We start from the raw sequence: 15142 nt of genomic DNA, 5'->3' as shown, positions 1-15142 counted from the left end.
ATTTTTTTGACATTTGCACTTAATATTTAGAAATCACAGTGTTTTTTAAAACAAAATATCTATAGCAATGTCATCAAAAAGTCATTTAGACAACCTAAACAAGAATTCCCTTTTGTCTCAAATTTTAATTCCATTGACTTGGATTATGTTTCTTGGCAATCTGGCTTTACTCGTTTTTAATTTTTCAGAATTCCCAAGTTGGACTTTTGGAGAACTGTTTCAAATTAATGGTTTTAGTATTGTTATTTGGACCGTCGTAGCCTTCTTCAGCGCTATTGTGCAAATGTATGCTACTAATTACATGAAGGGCTTTAAAAGGAAACCACAATTTTTATTGTATTGTTTGGCTTTTTCATTATCGGTAATGCTATTTGTAATTTCAAACCATATTGCACTAATGGTATTGTTTTGGTTATTAATGGGCTTGATTATGGCTAAATTAATCGGTATTGATTCTGAATGGAAGGAAGCGCAAAATGCCTCTAGATTCGCAAGACTTAATTATTTAGGTGGAGCACTCTTCTTTGGTATAGCTATTACATTACTGTCATATAGTACAGGTGCAATCACAAAAACTGAGATATTAGCGAATCTTGAAACTGTACCACAATGGATGAGTACTGTTTCCGGGCTTTGTATTATTACAGCAGCGATTATTCAGTCTGCGATATTTCCATTTCATAGATGGTTGTTGTCTGCAATGACGTCACCAACACCAGCTTCAGCATTAATGCATGCAGGCTTCGTCAATGGGGCAGGTATTTTATTAACCATTTTTGCACCATTGTTATTTTCGGCGAACGTATTATTACTCATATTTATTATTGGTGGTTTAACAGCGATTTTAGCGCAGTTTAGTAAACTCATGCAGGTTAATGTAAAACAAAAATTGGCATGCTCTACTATAGCACAAATGAGTTTTATGGTAATGCAATGTGGACTTGGTTTTTTCTCTGCGGCAATTGCACACCTAATTCTTCACGGTTTTTATAAAGCGTTTTTATTTTTATCAGCAGGCGAAGAAATTAAGCGTACACTGCCAAAACCACCAGAAAAAATTGTCATTAAACCATTGCAAACTGTAATCATTGGTGTTTCAGCAATTTTGGGAGGTATATTATTCGCCTATTTAACTGGAAAAGGATTAAAGTTAGATAGCGGACTCTTTCTTACTTTCATAGTAGCTTTAACTGTTGGTCAAATCGTTTATAATATTCTTAATCAAACAAATATTAATGTTACTCAAAAGTTATTTGTAACGCCATTATTAATTATCGTAGGTATTGGAGTTTATGCTTTAGTATTTAATGGGGTCACAATTTTAATGCACGATATGCCAATGGCAAATATCGCTGTAGCATTAACACCAGTGCATATAATTTTTGGTATCGTATTCTTAATCGGTTTCTATATTATGCTATCTGGTGTCTTTAGAAAAATCCCTTGGCTTTACGTTAAACTCATGAATATTTCACAACCCATAAGTAAATCTATTGTTTCTTTTAAAACCAACTAGTCATGTCTAAGCAAGAACAAATTCTATCAAGTATTGAAGTCGCATCACAGCGTATAGGTACTACGTGGCCTTTGTATTCTTTTGTAACTTCTAATCCTATGTCTGGTTACGAGAAATTACCATTTGAAGATGCTGTGCATGAAGCAGGACGTTTCTTAAAATCGAAAACCTATCCAAGTGCTTCGGTGTATAAACAGGCCTTAGAAAATGAAGATATTGATCAGGTAATTTTAAAAGAAATGTTGAAAAAAGCAGAACTTTTTAAATCGCCAGAAGTGTACTTAATGGAGATGGAAAGTGATGAAAACATGCCAACAGAGAAACCAACGTCTAAATTGGATGTTGTTATGTCTAAATGGTTAGCAGCATTTATGGATGAAGGTATGGCAGAATGGCAAATGCCATATAAAGAAAAAGGATTTTACCAAGCTTGGAGAGCATTAGCCATATATGATTCAGATATTAACAAGCCAAGTATAAAGCACTTACCTAAAACAAGTATTGAAGCGTTAGAGCAAGTTTTAAATGCACATAATATTAGCGATTATACCGAAGTTTTTAGTGCTCATATTGCGGCATTATCTGGCTGGACAGGTTATATAAAACATCGCATGGACACTAATTCGGTATGGCAACAACAGTTCCCTATTACTATTAAAGATTATCTGGCAGTACGATTAACCATTGCGAATCATCTTAGTATGCCATTAGAATTGTCAACTGAAAATTCTGAAAATGAATCTATTATTAAGCTAAAGCATCTATGGCTTAAAGCATGGGAAGCAACGTTTCAAAATAAATTAGTTTCAGATTTAAAAACAAGTAATACCAGTTTCGATTTGTCTGAAAACAAAAATAAATCTGTAGATGCACAGCTCGTATTTTGTATAGATACACGTTCTGAGATGATTCGACGCCATGTTGAGGCATCAGGAAATTATGAAACTTATGGTTATGCAGGTTTTTTCGGAATAGCGGCAGATTATCAGCACTACCAAGAAGATATTAGTATTAAATCTTGCCCTCCGATTGTAGGTTCTCCATATAAGATTACCGAAACTCCAAATGAGAGATTGGTTGAACAAGATACCAACTTTAAAAATGAAAAAAAGCAAACTAAAGCTAAAATACATATCTTAAAACGACTTAAGAATATGTTACCATCCTCCTTCGGTTTTGTTGAAGGTGCTGGTGCTTTTTATGGTTTATCCATACTAGGACAATCCTTTGCACCAAAATCATATTTCAAAATTAAAAACAGAAATAATCGTGATTATGAATCATTCTGTCAGCCACAAATTGCATACAATGAAGGTAATAAGGAAAACCAAGATATAGCCATTGAAGAAAAAGTTGCAATCGTAAAATCTGGTTTTGACTTGATGGGATGGGATCAATTTGCACCATTGGTGGTATTCGCTGGGCATGGAAGTCATACAGCAAATAATCCATTCGGATCTAGTTTAGATTGTGGTGCTTGTGCTGCAAGTCCTGGACGACATAATGCCAGACTTTTAGCAAGTTTGGCTAATGATAAATGGGTAAGACGTAGTTTAAAAATAGATCATAATATTAATATTCCAGCAGATACAATTTTTATTGGAGCTGAGCATAATACGACTACAGACGAAATTGTTTTGTTTGATTCACATTTACCAGAATCTCATGCTGAGCGTATTCAGATATTAAAAAAGAATCTTGAAAAAGCACAAGAAACAGCAACTTCAGAACGCTTAAACGTTACTTCTGGAAGTGTAGAACTGGCTCAAAAGAAATCTCTCAATTGGGGAGAAACTCGACCAGAATGGGGCTTGGCGAAAAATGCAGCCTTTATAGTTGGTTCTAGAGATTTAACCGCGTCAATGCAATTAGATGGTAGATGTTTTATGCACTCATACAATTGGACATCTGATACTGAAGGTGATGCACTTGCAGGTATCATGGGTGGACCAATGGTAGTAACCCAATGGATTAATAATCACTATTATTTTAGTGCAGTAGACAATGACAAGTTTGGAGGTGGCTCAAAAATCACACATAATATTACTGGACAATTTGGTGTCGTACAAGGAAACGGGGGAGATTTAAAAATGGGGCTTCCGCTGCAATCGCTAAAAGCATCGGATACTGAAATGTATCACCAACCTTTAAGATTAACAACAATAATTCACGCACCATTAGGTCGAGTTGAATTAATTCTTAGAAGGAATAAACATCTTGAAATGTTATTGGATAACGAGTGGATGTATTTGAAAGTGATTGATACAAATGATTCTAACCGATTTAAGACATACAAGAAGAATTATAATTGGAGCATAGATAAATCAGGTATTTCAAAAAATAAAATTGAAAAAAATCAACCTCTTGAACTGAAGTTGACTAATAGTAGAATTTAAAAAAAATATATTATGAAAAATAATAAATATAAAATAGTAGTACTTTCAGATTTGACAGAGAAGTCAGACCAAGCTTTGAGTTATGCAGCTAAGTTATCTAATGAGATTGATGCGAACGTTGAGTTATTTCATGCTAAAGCCGCAACAGAAGTTTCTCAAATAGAAAATCCTTACCTCGCAATAAGCGCTATTAGAGATGCGCACAATAAAATAGATAAAGAAGTGAAGCATTTAGCTGCTCAAATTTCAAAAGAGAACAAAATTAAAATTAAGACCACATTTGCATTTGGGAATGTTAAGAATGAGATTGAAAATTTTATCAAAACATCTCAGCCAGATATGATTATTTTAGGAGAAAGAAAACAAAAACGATTTAACTTCTTTGGAGATAATATTACCCAATTAGTACATAAAAATTTTGATGGTGTTGTTTTTGTTGTCACAGATGAGAATGTATTAGACTCTAAAGGAAATGTTTCTTTAGATAATTTAGGGTTAAAAAATAATATTGAAAACTATAATGTGAAAGAGAAAAAAAATATAATGGTTTAGGTTAATTTTTTAAAATAATGAGTTATTTAACCTCCAATTACATAGAAATTATGTAATGGAGGTTTTTTCTGAAACATTAAATCTGTTAAAATTTTTTAAAGCTTATTTAACAGTATGTTAAATTCTTAATCTTATATTTACTGCTTATGCTAAAAAGCACTAAATATAGGACAGCTGTTTTTTTATCTATATTATTTTTGATTATAGTATCAGCTCCTACAATTATTATATCTTTTGATGACTCTGTAGATGTGTCTTGTTTTTTTGGCATTGGTGAAGAGGAAGAAGAAAATGAAAACCTAAAACTTCTTTTTGATAATAATTTAGAGCCTTTACAAGAATTTTTAGTTAATAATGCTGATGTTAGACTTATTGAATATAAGTTTAAAACCTACCCTAAACCACATCTTAATATAATATTCCCACCGCCCGAGTTCATTTGATTTTTCCGTTTCGGATAATTCTGTCTAAAAAATTATTAAAAATTAGCTATTGGAATTGTTCTATAGCTCAAATGAATTTATATATGTTTAAAACTTTAAAAAATGACATACCAGCGAGTATTGTCGTATTCTTTGTTGCACTACCTTTATGTTTAGGTATTTCTGTTGCCTCAGGGGCAGAGCCTATTACTGGTTTAATAGCAGGAATTGTTGGTGGTATTATAGTAGGCGGTGCGTCTGGTTCAAAAATTGGTGTAAGTGGTCCAGCTGCAGGTTTAGCAGTTATCGTAGCCACAGCAATCGGAAATCTCGGATATGAAAATTTTCTTGTTGCTGTAGTTTTAGGCGGTGTATTTCAAATAGTTCTAGGCGTATTTAAAGCAGGTATAATAGGGTATTATTTCCCTTCTTCGGTCATTAAAGGAATGCTTACAGGTATAGGTATAGTTATTATATTAAAAGAGATTCCATATTTTTTTGGATTAGATAAAAATCCTGAAGGTAATTTTGCGTTTTTACAAATTGATGGTGAAAATACATTAACAGAATTACTAAAAACTATAAATGCAATAATTAGTGGTAACTTCGATAAAGGAGCAACTATAATTGCTTTAATTTCTATGGTAATACTTTTACTATGGGGAAATGTATTAAGTAAAAAAGGTAAAATTTTTAACCTTATACAAGGTCCGTTAGTTGCGGTTGTTATTGGTATTGTATATTTTTTCCTAACTAAAGACACAGGTTTAGAATTAAGCAAAGACCATTTAGTATCTGTGCCAGTTCCAGAAAGTTTATCTGGTTTAAAGGACTTACTTACATTTCCTAATTTTTCTGCAATTACTAATCCAAAAATATTAATAACTGCATTTACAATAGGGTTGGTCGCGTCCCTAGAGACATTACTTTGTGTTGAGGCTACTGATAAATTAGATCCAGATAAAAATGTTACTCCTACAAATAGAGAGCTTTTTGCTCAAGGCACAGGAAATATTGTTTCAGGACTGATTGGAGGGCTACCTGTAACTCAGGTTATAGTTAGAAGCTCAGCGAATATTCAGTCTGGTGGTAAGAGTAAAGCTTCTGCAGTAATTCATGGATTTTTACTATTGATATCTATAATAACAATACCAACAGTATTAAATCTTATTCCTCTTTCTGTATTAGCTGCAATATTATTTATCGTAGGCTATAAGCTTGCAAAGCCTTCAACATTTAAAGCTATGTATAATTCTGGCTGGATGCAGTTTGTTCCTTTTATTATTACTATTCTAGGGATTGTATTTATAGACTTACTTTGGGGAATTGGACTTGGACTTGCCGTAGGTATTTTTATAGTACTTTTTAAGAGTTTTAAAAATTCACATTTTCTACATATAGAAGGTGAAGATGTAGATGATGGAAAAATAAAAATGACTTTAGCTGAAGAAGTAACATTTTTTAATAAAGCATCAATTTTAAAGGAATTAGACCAATTACCAGAGAATTCATTTTTAGAGCTTGATGTCAGAAAAACGAGATTTTTAGACAATGATATTATTGAAATCTTGGAAGATTTTGCTTTTAAAGCAAGGGAACGAAATATTGATATAAAGATTTTTTCTGAAAGAGGTGTTGTTGAAAACCCAGAAAGTTTTATCAAGTTTTTTAAACTTAGCAAAGAGAGCGATTAACAAAAGTATTCATTAACTTTAGTAAAAATAAAATTTCACGCAAATTATAGATTCATGAAAAATACAGCAATAACAAAAGACGTTCAAAGCGCAATGACACCTAATAGTGTGTTACAAGATTTACTAGAAGGGAATAATCGTTTTGTAAGTGGAAATTTAGAAGGGGCAGATAATTCTGCTTTAGTACAACAAACAACAAGTGGGCAGTTCCCAAAGGCGGTAGTGTTATCTTGTATAGATTCTAGAGTACCAGTAGAAACTGTTTTGGATCAAGCAATTGGTGATATTTTTGTAGCCAGAGTAGCTGGTAATTTTGAAAACGCAGATATTTTAGGAAGTTTAGAGTATTCTTGTAAAGTTGCAGGTAGTAAATTGGTTTTAGTAATGGGCCATGAAGCTTGTGGTGCCGTAAAGGCAGCCTGTGATGGTGTAGAGTTAGGAAACATAACACATTTATTGAGTAATATTATGCCAGCCGTTAGACAATCTGCAGAAGAGGTTGAAGGAGAAACAACTTCGTCTAATAAAAACTTTGTAGCAAAAACAGTCGAAAATAATGTAAAACTTACTATGGATCGTATTCGAGAGAAAAGTCCAATATTGAAAGAAATGGAAGAGTATGGTGAAATTGCTATTGTTGGTGGAGTTTATAGCTTACACACAGGAAAAGTAGAAATGCTATAATATCAAATTATAAATTGAAAAGCCATTCCCATAAGAGTGGCTTTTTTTATGCCTCTTCATCAGAGTTTTCTTCAGCTTCACTTTTGATAAGATTAGGAAAAATCATTGGAGCAATTGATTTTACAGGCTTGTACAAAATACTTTCTTCTAGATCCTCCTTTTCCATAAATGGAAGCGAATTGTTCAATTTGTTGAATACAATCAAAAGGACACTAAGAATTAATCCAATTTTTAGCGCTCCAAAAATACCACCTGCAAGTTTATTTATGACTCCTAGTGCGGCAAAATCAGCAAGCTTGGTCAAAGCTTTTCCAGCCAAACTGATAGCTAAAACGATAATCACAAAAGTTATTGCAAATGCTACAATATTTATGGTTTTTTCATTCCATTCCACTTTAGACTCTAAAAATTCAGCGGCGAAACCACTAAAGTGAATTGCTCCATAAACACCCAAGACTAAGGCAACTAAAGAAGCGACTTCAACAAAAAGGCCTTTCATAGCTCCACGAATAAGCCCAAATAATAATAAGGCTCCTAAAATAATATCAATGATACTCATAATACTAGCGGTTTAGACAAAAGTACATTAACTTTGCCAATTCTATAACGTAGATAGTGTTAGATAAATTATGGCAAGAGATGAACAATTAAAAGAGCGTTGGGATTTAGTAGTAGAAAAGCTCTCTAATCAGTTCGCTGATGGTGATAAATTAGACTTAGATTCTATAATATATCTTATTGGTGTTCAGGAACTTGGACAAATACATCGAGAGTATAAAAAGGATCATAAACTCGATTTAATGCACATTGCTATTTGTAAGGTATTAGAACCTTATGGGTTTTATAAATTTGATTATGTTGATGATGATGGTTGGCCACATTACAAAGTATTGGCACAATTGCCACATCTTAAAGCAGGAGAACAGAGTGTTTTAATGAAAGAAGCTATTGTGAACTATTTTATAGAAACAGACTATATCAATTAAGATTTTTTAAATTTGCAGACTGAATAAACGAAGAGATACTGAAATCGAAGATTCAGCGTAGCTAAATAAATTCAGCATAAAATGATAGATAAGCTAAAAGAACTCATAATAGAAGCAGAAGCTTTTAAAGCACAATCAAAAGAAGAGGTTGAAGCTTTTAGAATTAAGTATTTAGGATCAAAAGGATTACTAAAACAGTACTTTGCTGAGTTTAAAAATGTAGCAAACGATCAGAAGAAAGAATTCGGTCAAACTATTAATCAGCTTAAGAAAACCGCTGAAGATAAAGTAAATACTTTAAAAGAAGCTTTTGAAAATCAGGAAGAAGACAAAGGAGTTTATGGAGATTTATCACGTCCAGGCGAACCTATCGCTTTAGGTGCACGCCATCCTATTTCTATTGTTAAGAATCAAATTATAGATATTTTTTCTCGTATTGGGTTTAATGTCAGTGAAGGACCAGAAATTGAAGATGATTGGCATAACTTTACGGCATTGAATTTGCCAGAATACCATCCAGCACGAGATATGCAGGATACGTTCTTTATTCAAACCAATCCAGATATATTATTGCGTACACATACAAGTTCGGTACAAGTACGTTATATGGAAAATAATAAACCGCCAATTCGTACTATTTCGCCAGGCCGTGTCTATCGTAACGAAGCGATTTCGGCGCGTTCACACTGTTTCTTTCACCAGGTGGAAGGATTGTATATTGATAGAGATGTGAGTTTTGCAGATTTGAAACAAACTTTACAATATTTTACAACTGAAATGTTCGGAAAATCTAAGATTAGATTGCGTCCTTCTTACTTTCCTTTTACTGAGCCAAGTGCTGAGGTCGATGTATATTGGGGACTTGAAACAGAAACCGATTATAAAATCACTAAAGGAACAGGTTGGTTAGAAATTATGGGTTGTGGAATGGTAGACCCAAATGTTTTAGAAAACTGTGGTATAGATTCTAAAGAATATTCTGGTTTTGCTTTTGGTATGGGAATCGATCGTATTGCGATGTTACTCAATCAAATTAGTGATATCCGTTTGTTGAGCGAGAATGATGTTCGTTTCTTAGAACAGTTTAAGTCGGCTTTATAAAAGTTATTTTAAATGTTTAGCAGCATCAATACTAAACACTGATTTCCTAAATTCTGTTGGTTTTTTTTCGTTTAAAAGTTTTAAGCCATCACTTTCTTTGATGAGTTCAGCAAAATGTGCTTCTCTATTTTTATGTTGTTCCTCATTAGTGTAGGTAGTCAATAGTGTAATATGAAAAGGGGTCTTGTCGCTATAAGTAGATTCCATTATCGCATAGGAATGTATATAACCTCTTTCAACTGCTTTTTCTCTTAAAGACTTCCAATTATTCTGAAAGTAATATATAGCCTCTTCTCTGTTATTATTTAGAACTTCAACAGTTTCTATCGTTGTGATTTTTTCGTTGGTTTGGCTGAAACTAATATAAAAGAATAATAGATTGATAAAAATGAATTTGATTTCCATAATTTAATTAATTGTCTTAGTGTTTAAAGGAGCTGTCTTAGAAAATTCATCTGTATCAATTACATAAAGATCTGGAGATGCAGTTGATGAATATTCATTAAAAGTATAACCACCCAATAAATAAAGCTTGTTTTGGTGGTAATGCATTTTAGGGCTTTTTAGACTTAAACCTATATCATACCCTTTTAAAGTTTTAGTAATAGTGTTGTAAGTCAACAATTTATCTTCATCAAAAATATAGATTATATGCTGATGTGTCGTTAATGCCGGACTTTCCATTTTGTAAAATAATTTGCCTTCACTTTTCCACTTTCCACTTTTTAAATCGTAAGACTCAATTGAGTTTAATTTAGAACCGTCATACCCACCAATAAGGTAAATTTTATTACCTATAATAACGCCTTGAGTTTCTTTAGCAGTTTTCATTTTTGGAAGTTCGTACCAACTTCCAGAAGTAATATTATAAATATGCGAAGCATCAGAATATACTTTTTTTCCGTTCTTCTTTTGTTTAATAGAACCTCCCATAACAATGATATTATCATTATAAGTTATGGATGCAAAATTTGCTGCTTGATGAGGATTAGTATTATCTATAATAATTTCATTTGATCCCATTTTTAAAACCTCAATTTTTTCATCTAAGTATTCATACCTTCCAATATCTGACAAACGTTTACCTCCTAAAACATAAAGGTCATTTCCATAAGAATTAACATTATGGTTTGTACGTTTTCTAAATTTAGTTTTAGATATAGACCAAATGTTTTTTTCTATATCGTATATCTGTAGTAAATCACTGTAAGATTCTAGACTAAAATCTCTACTGCCTTCTCTAAGAAACCAGGTGAATGTAGGCATTTGCATTCGGCCTGCTTGTACAAGTGCTTTTTTGGGTGCATCTTCTTTGTATGATGAATTACCAGCAATCACATAAATTTTGTTACCAACTAGATGAGAGTCAAAAGCATAAACCCCAGACTTTAGAGAAGCCAATTTTTTAAATTTTATTTCATCATTTAGTTTTTCAGATGCATTAATAACAACCTCGTTAAGCTCTTCGAGTTTTTTTGAAAGAATAATTGTATTTTTTATTCTGTAGAACTTCGCGATAGTCATTTTTTTAGTCTGATAACCTATTCGCGAAAACTGTATGATAGTTCTTTTATTAACTTTAGAACTTGGTGTAAGCTTAAATACCCCATTATTATCTGAAGTTGTCCCGCTTTTATTTTTTTGAATATATACAGTCACATTTTCGATTGGTTTATTTGTTTTTGAATCTATAACTTTACCAGAGATACTTTGAGCAATGACAAATTGTGACACAAAAAGAAATAATAAGACTATATTTTTCATAAAATATTATGGCTTAAAAAAAGCATCATATCTAAGGTCGACTTTTTTAATGAGACCATCAAAATCTTAACTTAATGTTTTAGTTTTGTTAACATGAAGAAAGATATTGATATACCAGAAGTAAAAGACGTTTATGTCGTGGTTGTGCAAGAAAAGCATATAGAATACAAAACACAAGATTGGAACGCTTATATCATCAATAATACAGATAAAGATTTAGAAACGGTTTTGATTGTTTCTCAAGGTTATACAGATAAAAAAATGACACCACCAATGCGTCATACCATTTCAAAATTACCTGCAAGAAGCTATGCTAAGATTGAATACCTACAAGAGAAAGTTTTAGAACTGAATAATTCGTTTAAGATTACGTTTTTTGAAGGCAATCAGATGTTTGATAAAACGTATGTGTTTAGAAAAAACACGATTAACGAAAAGGCTTTACAGGCTGTTCCTCTGATGCAATTGAAGGGTGTTTTGGTGAAATAACTATTATAGCCAGAAGCTAAAATTAATCCAACTTATCCGTCAATTTTTTAAACACTTTCTTAGGATTTTTATTTTCATAAAGTATTTGGTAAACAGCATCAATAATGGGCATTCGCGTTTTTTTATTATTCTTTTCATTGAGTAAAAAAGCACTTTTTGTTGCATAATAGCCTTCTGCAATCATATTCATTTCCATCTGCGCAGATTTCACAGTATAACCCTTACCAATCATGTTACCAAACATTCGGTTACGAGAGAAGACAGAATAACCTGTTACCAATAAATCGCCTAAATAAGCTGAGTTATTAATGTTGCGTTTCATCTTATGTACTTTTTTAATAAAACGTTTCATTTCGCGAATAGAATTACTCATTAAAACGCTTTGAAAGTTGTCGCCATAACCTAAACCATGTGCAATTCCGGCTGCAATTGCATAAATATTTTTAAGCATTACAGCGTATTCTACACCAATAATGTCATCACTAATTTTAGTTTTTATATAATCACTCGATAAGTTATCTGCTATGGCTTGGGCTTTTTCTGCATCGGCACAAGAGATAGTGAGATAAGATAAGCGTTCTAAAGCAACTTCTTCTGCATGGCAAGGACCAGCAATTACAGCGATATTTTCGAAAGGAATATTATAAATATCATGGAAATGTTCACCAACTAATTTTCCAGATTCTGGCATAATTCCTTTTACTGCTGATATCACAATTTTATTACTAATATCGACGGTCAGTTTTTCTAGTTCAGAATGCATAAAAGCAGAAGGAATTGCAAAAATAAGGATATCTGCCCATTCAGCGATTTCATTAATGTCGTTACTGAGTTTTAATTGCTCAGTATGAAACTCAACCGAACTCAAATAACTAGGATTATGTTGTTCTTTTAAAATATGCTCTTTGGCATAAACACTTCGCATGTACCAACCGACTTCATTTAAGTTTTCGCAGAGCATTTTTACGATTGCAGTTGCCCAACTTCCGGCTCCGAATACAGCATATTTTGTAGTATCACTCATAGAATTAAATCAATTATGTATTTCAAAAATACGTAAAATATATGAGGTTATTATGTCACATCGAATGCAGTCGAAGTGCTTATTTATCTAAGAAAAAAAGGCTTCGACTGCGCTCAGCCAGACTATAGGTAAAACATTAAATACATTTTGGCACGCGTTTTGAAACTATAAAAGTAATAACCTTAAAACCGTTAGATTATGAAGACATTAAAACTATTATTAGGATTTGCACTTAGTGCAACATTATTTACATCATGTTATGTAGAGGAAGCGAATTTTAACGATAACACAGCAGTTTCTTTAGATCAGTTGTTACATTCGTACGATTTGTGGTATGTAGATATTAATTCTACCCAAGGTTTTGGAGAAACACAATTCTTACAGATTGCATTTACATTATCTTTTGATAACGGTCGTTTATATGCCAACAATAATTTGGTAGATATTGGTAGCCAAGGAAATGGTTATGGAGTACAAATAGGTAATTACAGTGCTTACGATATGATACTAGATGTAGACCATATTATAGATGGCTTCGATAGTTTTGATGTCTATCAAATAGATAATAACACAATAGAATTATATAATCCGTTTAACGATACCTCTTATTTTTTAGATGGTTACCAAAGATCGAACTTTGATTATGATTTTGTATTCTACGATAACATTCATTATTTCTTACAAGAATATGAAGCTTGGGAGAAAACTTATACAAGTGAGTTAGGAGCCTTAAATGAGTTTGATAATGAAAATTATTTGCAGTTTTTATCAGGAGGAAATGACTCTACATTTAGAAGCTCTCAGGATGAAAATATATTCAATCCAGATAATATATATTGGGATTATACAGGAGTTTATGGCGTCGGAGATGTAGCAGGAAACATGTACCTAAAAACATTAACATTAGATTATGATTTCTTTGACAATGAGTTCTTTGAACTTAGCGTTATAGATGATGGAACGATAGAATTATTCCACGCGGATTCTGGTACAACATATGAATTTGCAGGACAAGGTTATATACCTTATTACAGAAGTTCTGATACGCAAGGTAAAATCACGAAGCAAGTAGATAAACCTAAAAAGCGTAAGCAAAAAACAAAAAAGGTAGAAAACCTAAGAGAAAATAAACGAAGCTAAATTTTGGTTGGTTATTTAGTTTCAAAACGCTCAGATAAAACACTTGTTTTACTGAGCGTTTTCTTTTTATAAATCTTTTAATACAACTTCCAAATCCTCATACTCATAAGGTTTGGCTATAATTATTTTAGAACTACTTAATAAAAAGTACATTGGTGTCGCAGCAATTCCATAGGTTTTAACGATCGGGTTTTCCCATTTACCTAAACCAATTACATGTGTAAAGTTCGGATAGTTTTTAATCTCTTCAGTCCATTTTACATTATCATCTTCTAAACCATAAGCAATGACTTTTAAGTTGGGTTTATCTGCAACCAACGCTCTTACTTTTGGCAGTTCTGCTAAGCAATGACCGCATCCACTACTCCAAAAGATTAGGAGATAGTTTTCTGCCCCTTCCATTTGATACAAACTAGATTTTTTTCCCTCTAAAGGGATTTCAAAATCTGGAGTTTTGGTACCAATTGAGGTGTTTTTATAAGATGTAATCGTTTCTGCTAATACTTTATTATTGGTTGCGTTAGCTAAATCTAATAAGTACTTCTCAGTAATATAGTTTGCCAAGTCGTGATTTTCTAATGTTACAAAGCGTTGCCACAAAATTTCTATGAGACTTGTTTTAATGGTTAAGTGGTCATTACTGATTGCAGCAGCAACATCATCTACATACGTTTTGTATGCGTCATCACTAGGATTTTCAACCATATTAAAGACATAACCAGTTACACGATCTACCAAAAACGAAGAACTTTGAAGTAAGTAATTACTAAAATCTATATGGCTGAGGTAATGTTGTTTTAAGTTTTTTGAATAAGTACTGATGTCTTCATATTTTGGGGGAATATAAGGTCTGTTCGCTATAATAAAAGCAGAAACTAGCTTACCATTTGCAGATTCTTCATAAGCCAATTGCGTATCTTTTAAAACCTTAAAAATAGAATTAAAACCTTCCTCGTCTGTCTTATTTTTTGAATAGTAATTACTAATAGTTTGATTAACCATGTCCATACTTTTGAGATAAGATGTCAAAAGCTTATTTTCTTCAGATTGCGTAAATTCAACACCTTTTTCGTAATTAAAATTAAAAGCGATAGTCTCATTACCATCATATATAAAATCAAAATTATTTTCCTCTGGAGGAATAGCATAAACAATTTTATAGACACCAGGAGTTACGGTTGAATCCAACGCGATTTCAAAATTTCCTGAAGCATCTAGCTGTCCTCTGTTTACATAGTTAGCACCTTCTGGTGTAGCTTGGTATAAAAAAGCATATGTATAATCTTCTGCAGGAGAAAAAGTCCCTTTTACTGTTTGTGAAAATCCTAGAAAAGGTAATATGAGTAATATGAATACTAATTTCTTCATTTTATA

At 32.3% G+C, this 15142-nt stretch carries 15 protein-coding genes; 10 read left to right on the top strand and 5 right to left on the bottom strand.

Annotation, left to right across the window (positions count from 1 at the left end; all coding sequences use genetic code 11):
• Window positions 1-67: 67 nt before the first annotated feature.
• The 6 genes from SJY34_RS10400 to SJY34_RS10375 all read left to right on the top strand — a co-directional run bounded on the left by SJY34_RS10400 (window position 68) and on the right by SJY34_RS10375 (window position 7264).
• Window positions 68-1516 carry a proton-conducting transporter membrane subunit gene (locus SJY34_RS10400; protein ID WP_400075389.1) on the top strand — a complete coding sequence of 483 codons (1449 nt, stop codon included), beginning with the start codon at window positions 68-70 and terminating at the stop codon, window positions 1514-1516.
• Window positions 1517-1518: 2 nt separating this feature from the next.
• On the top strand, window positions 1519-3912 hold the full coding sequence (locus tag SJY34_RS10395; RefSeq protein WP_400075387.1) for a DUF2309 domain-containing protein: 2394 nt from the start codon (window positions 1519-1521) through the stop codon (window positions 3910-3912).
• 12 nt (window positions 3913-3924) lie between these two features.
• Window positions 3925-4464 carry a universal stress protein gene (locus SJY34_RS10390; RefSeq protein ID WP_400075386.1) on the top strand — a complete coding sequence of 180 codons (540 nt, stop codon included), beginning with the start codon at window positions 3925-3927 and terminating at the stop codon, window positions 4462-4464.
• Window positions 4465-4610: 146 nt separating this feature from the next.
• The gene (locus tag SJY34_RS10385; RefSeq protein WP_400075384.1) at window positions 4611-4907 is read left to right on the top strand and encodes a hypothetical protein; all 297 of its coding nucleotides are present in this window, start codon (window positions 4611-4613) and stop codon (window positions 4905-4907) included.
• An 83-nt stretch (window positions 4908-4990) separates the two neighbouring features.
• Window positions 4991-6580, top strand: a complete 1590-nt coding sequence (locus tag SJY34_RS10380; protein ID WP_400075382.1) for a SulP family inorganic anion transporter — start codon at window positions 4991-4993, stop codon at window positions 6578-6580.
• A 54-nt stretch (window positions 6581-6634) separates the two neighbouring features.
• The gene (locus SJY34_RS10375; RefSeq protein WP_400075380.1) at window positions 6635-7264 is read left to right on the top strand and encodes a carbonic anhydrase family protein; all 630 of its coding nucleotides are present in this window, start codon (window positions 6635-6637) and stop codon (window positions 7262-7264) included.
• 46 nt (window positions 7265-7310) lie between these two features.
• Here SJY34_RS10375 and SJY34_RS10370 read toward each other — a convergent pair whose 3' ends face one another.
• Entirely contained in the window at window positions 7311-7823 is a 513-nt protein-coding gene (locus tag SJY34_RS10370; protein ID WP_400075378.1) for a CvpA family protein, read from the bottom strand.
• A gap of 70 nt (window positions 7824-7893) precedes the next feature.
• Between SJY34_RS10370 and SJY34_RS10365 the strand changes: the two genes are divergently transcribed.
• Together SJY34_RS10365 and pheS are read left to right on the top strand one after the other, a co-directional pair.
• Window positions 7894-8250: a hypothetical protein gene (locus SJY34_RS10365; RefSeq protein WP_400075376.1), complete on the top strand. Its 357-nt coding sequence runs from the start codon at window positions 7894-7896 to the stop codon at window positions 8248-8250.
• Window positions 8251-8331: 81 nt separating this feature from the next.
• A complete protein-coding gene (gene pheS, locus SJY34_RS10360; RefSeq protein WP_400075374.1) occupies window positions 8332-9351 on the top strand; it encodes a phenylalanine--tRNA ligase subunit alpha in 1020 nt (339 codons plus the stop codon).
• A 3-nt stretch (window positions 9352-9354) separates the two neighbouring features.
• Here pheS and SJY34_RS10355 read toward each other — a convergent pair whose 3' ends face one another.
• Together SJY34_RS10355 and SJY34_RS10350 are read right to left on the bottom strand one after the other, a co-directional pair.
• The gene (locus SJY34_RS10355) at window positions 9355-9756 is read right to left on the bottom strand and encodes a hypothetical protein (RefSeq protein ID WP_400075372.1); all 402 of its coding nucleotides are present in this window, start codon (window positions 9754-9756) and stop codon (window positions 9355-9357) included.
• A 3-nt stretch (window positions 9757-9759) separates the two neighbouring features.
• A complete protein-coding gene (locus SJY34_RS10350) occupies window positions 9760-11115 on the bottom strand; it encodes a carboxypeptidase-like regulatory domain-containing protein (RefSeq protein ID WP_400075370.1) in 1356 nt (451 codons plus the stop codon).
• 93 nt (window positions 11116-11208) lie between these two features.
• On the opposite strand from SJY34_RS10350, the gene SJY34_RS10345 reads away from it, so the two are divergent.
• Complete coding sequence (locus SJY34_RS10345) at window positions 11209-11604, top strand: hypothetical protein (RefSeq protein ID WP_400075368.1); 396 nt, start codon at window positions 11209-11211, stop codon at window positions 11602-11604.
• A 22-nt stretch (window positions 11605-11626) separates the two neighbouring features.
• Here the strand turns inward: SJY34_RS10345 and SJY34_RS10340 are convergent, their stop codons facing one another.
• A complete protein-coding gene (locus tag SJY34_RS10340) occupies window positions 11627-12628 on the bottom strand; it encodes an NAD(P)H-dependent glycerol-3-phosphate dehydrogenase (protein ID WP_400075366.1) in 1002 nt (333 codons plus the stop codon).
• 198 nt (window positions 12629-12826) lie between these two features.
• On the opposite strand from SJY34_RS10340, the gene SJY34_RS10335 reads away from it, so the two are divergent.
• A complete protein-coding gene (locus tag SJY34_RS10335) occupies window positions 12827-13768 on the top strand; it encodes a nicotinic acid mononucleotide adenyltransferase (protein ID WP_400075364.1) in 942 nt (313 codons plus the stop codon).
• Between the two features lie 66 nt (window positions 13769-13834).
• On the opposite strand, the gene SJY34_RS10330 is transcribed toward SJY34_RS10335, so the two are convergent.
• Window positions 13835-15136 carry a TlpA family protein disulfide reductase gene (locus tag SJY34_RS10330; RefSeq protein ID WP_400075363.1) on the bottom strand — a complete coding sequence of 434 codons (1302 nt, stop codon included), beginning with the start codon at window positions 15134-15136 and terminating at the stop codon, window positions 13835-13837.
• Window positions 15137-15142 lie beyond the last annotated feature (6 nt).

The sequence above is a fragment of the Winogradskyella sp. R77965 genome (assembly GCF_044594915.1).
In the GTDB taxonomy this organism is placed as follows: domain Bacteria; phylum Bacteroidota; class Bacteroidia; order Flavobacteriales; family Flavobacteriaceae; genus Winogradskyella.
This window is presented reverse-complemented; position numbering and strand designations above follow the sequence as displayed.

What these genes read in the sequence shown, in the direction of transcription:
- pheS (WP_400075374.1), top strand. Translation starts at nt 8,332, where the DNA reads ATGATAGATAAGCTAAAAGAACTCATAATAGAAGCAGAAGCTTTTAAA.
- SJY34_RS10370 (WP_400075378.1), bottom strand. Translation starts at nt 7,823, where the DNA reads ATGAGTATCATTGATATTATTTTAGGAGCCTTATTATTATTTGGGCTT.
- SJY34_RS10350 (WP_400075370.1), bottom strand. Translation starts at nt 11,115, where the DNA reads ATGAAAAATATAGTCTTATTATTTCTTTTTGTGTCACAATTTGTCATT.
- SJY34_RS10390 (WP_400075386.1), top strand. Translation starts at nt 3,925, where the DNA reads ATGAAAAATAATAAATATAAAATAGTAGTACTTTCAGATTTGACAGAG.
- SJY34_RS10345 (WP_400075368.1), top strand. Translation starts at nt 11,209, where the DNA reads ATGAAGAAAGATATTGATATACCAGAAGTAAAAGACGTTTATGTCGTG.
- SJY34_RS10395 (WP_400075387.1), top strand. Translation starts at nt 1,519, where the DNA reads ATGTCTAAGCAAGAACAAATTCTATCAAGTATTGAAGTCGCATCACAG.
- SJY34_RS10355 (WP_400075372.1), bottom strand. Translation starts at nt 9,756, where the DNA reads ATGGAAATCAAATTCATTTTTATCAATCTATTATTCTTTTATATTAGT.
- SJY34_RS10400 (WP_400075389.1), top strand. Translation starts at nt 68, where the DNA reads ATGTCATCAAAAAGTCATTTAGACAACCTAAACAAGAATTCCCTTTTG.
- SJY34_RS10380 (WP_400075382.1), top strand. Translation starts at nt 4,991, where the DNA reads ATGTTTAAAACTTTAAAAAATGACATACCAGCGAGTATTGTCGTATTC.
- SJY34_RS10375 (WP_400075380.1), top strand. Translation starts at nt 6,635, where the DNA reads ATGAAAAATACAGCAATAACAAAAGACGTTCAAAGCGCAATGACACCT.
- SJY34_RS10335 (WP_400075364.1), top strand. Translation starts at nt 12,827, where the DNA reads ATGAAGACATTAAAACTATTATTAGGATTTGCACTTAGTGCAACATTA.
- SJY34_RS10365 (WP_400075376.1), top strand. Translation starts at nt 7,894, where the DNA reads ATGGCAAGAGATGAACAATTAAAAGAGCGTTGGGATTTAGTAGTAGAA.
- SJY34_RS10330 (WP_400075363.1), bottom strand. Translation starts at nt 15,136, where the DNA reads ATGAAGAAATTAGTATTCATATTACTCATATTACCTTTTCTAGGATTT.
- SJY34_RS10385 (WP_400075384.1), top strand. Translation starts at nt 4,611, where the DNA reads ATGCTAAAAAGCACTAAATATAGGACAGCTGTTTTTTTATCTATATTA.
- SJY34_RS10340 (WP_400075366.1), bottom strand. Translation starts at nt 12,628, where the DNA reads ATGAGTGATACTACAAAATATGCTGTATTCGGAGCCGGAAGTTGGGCA.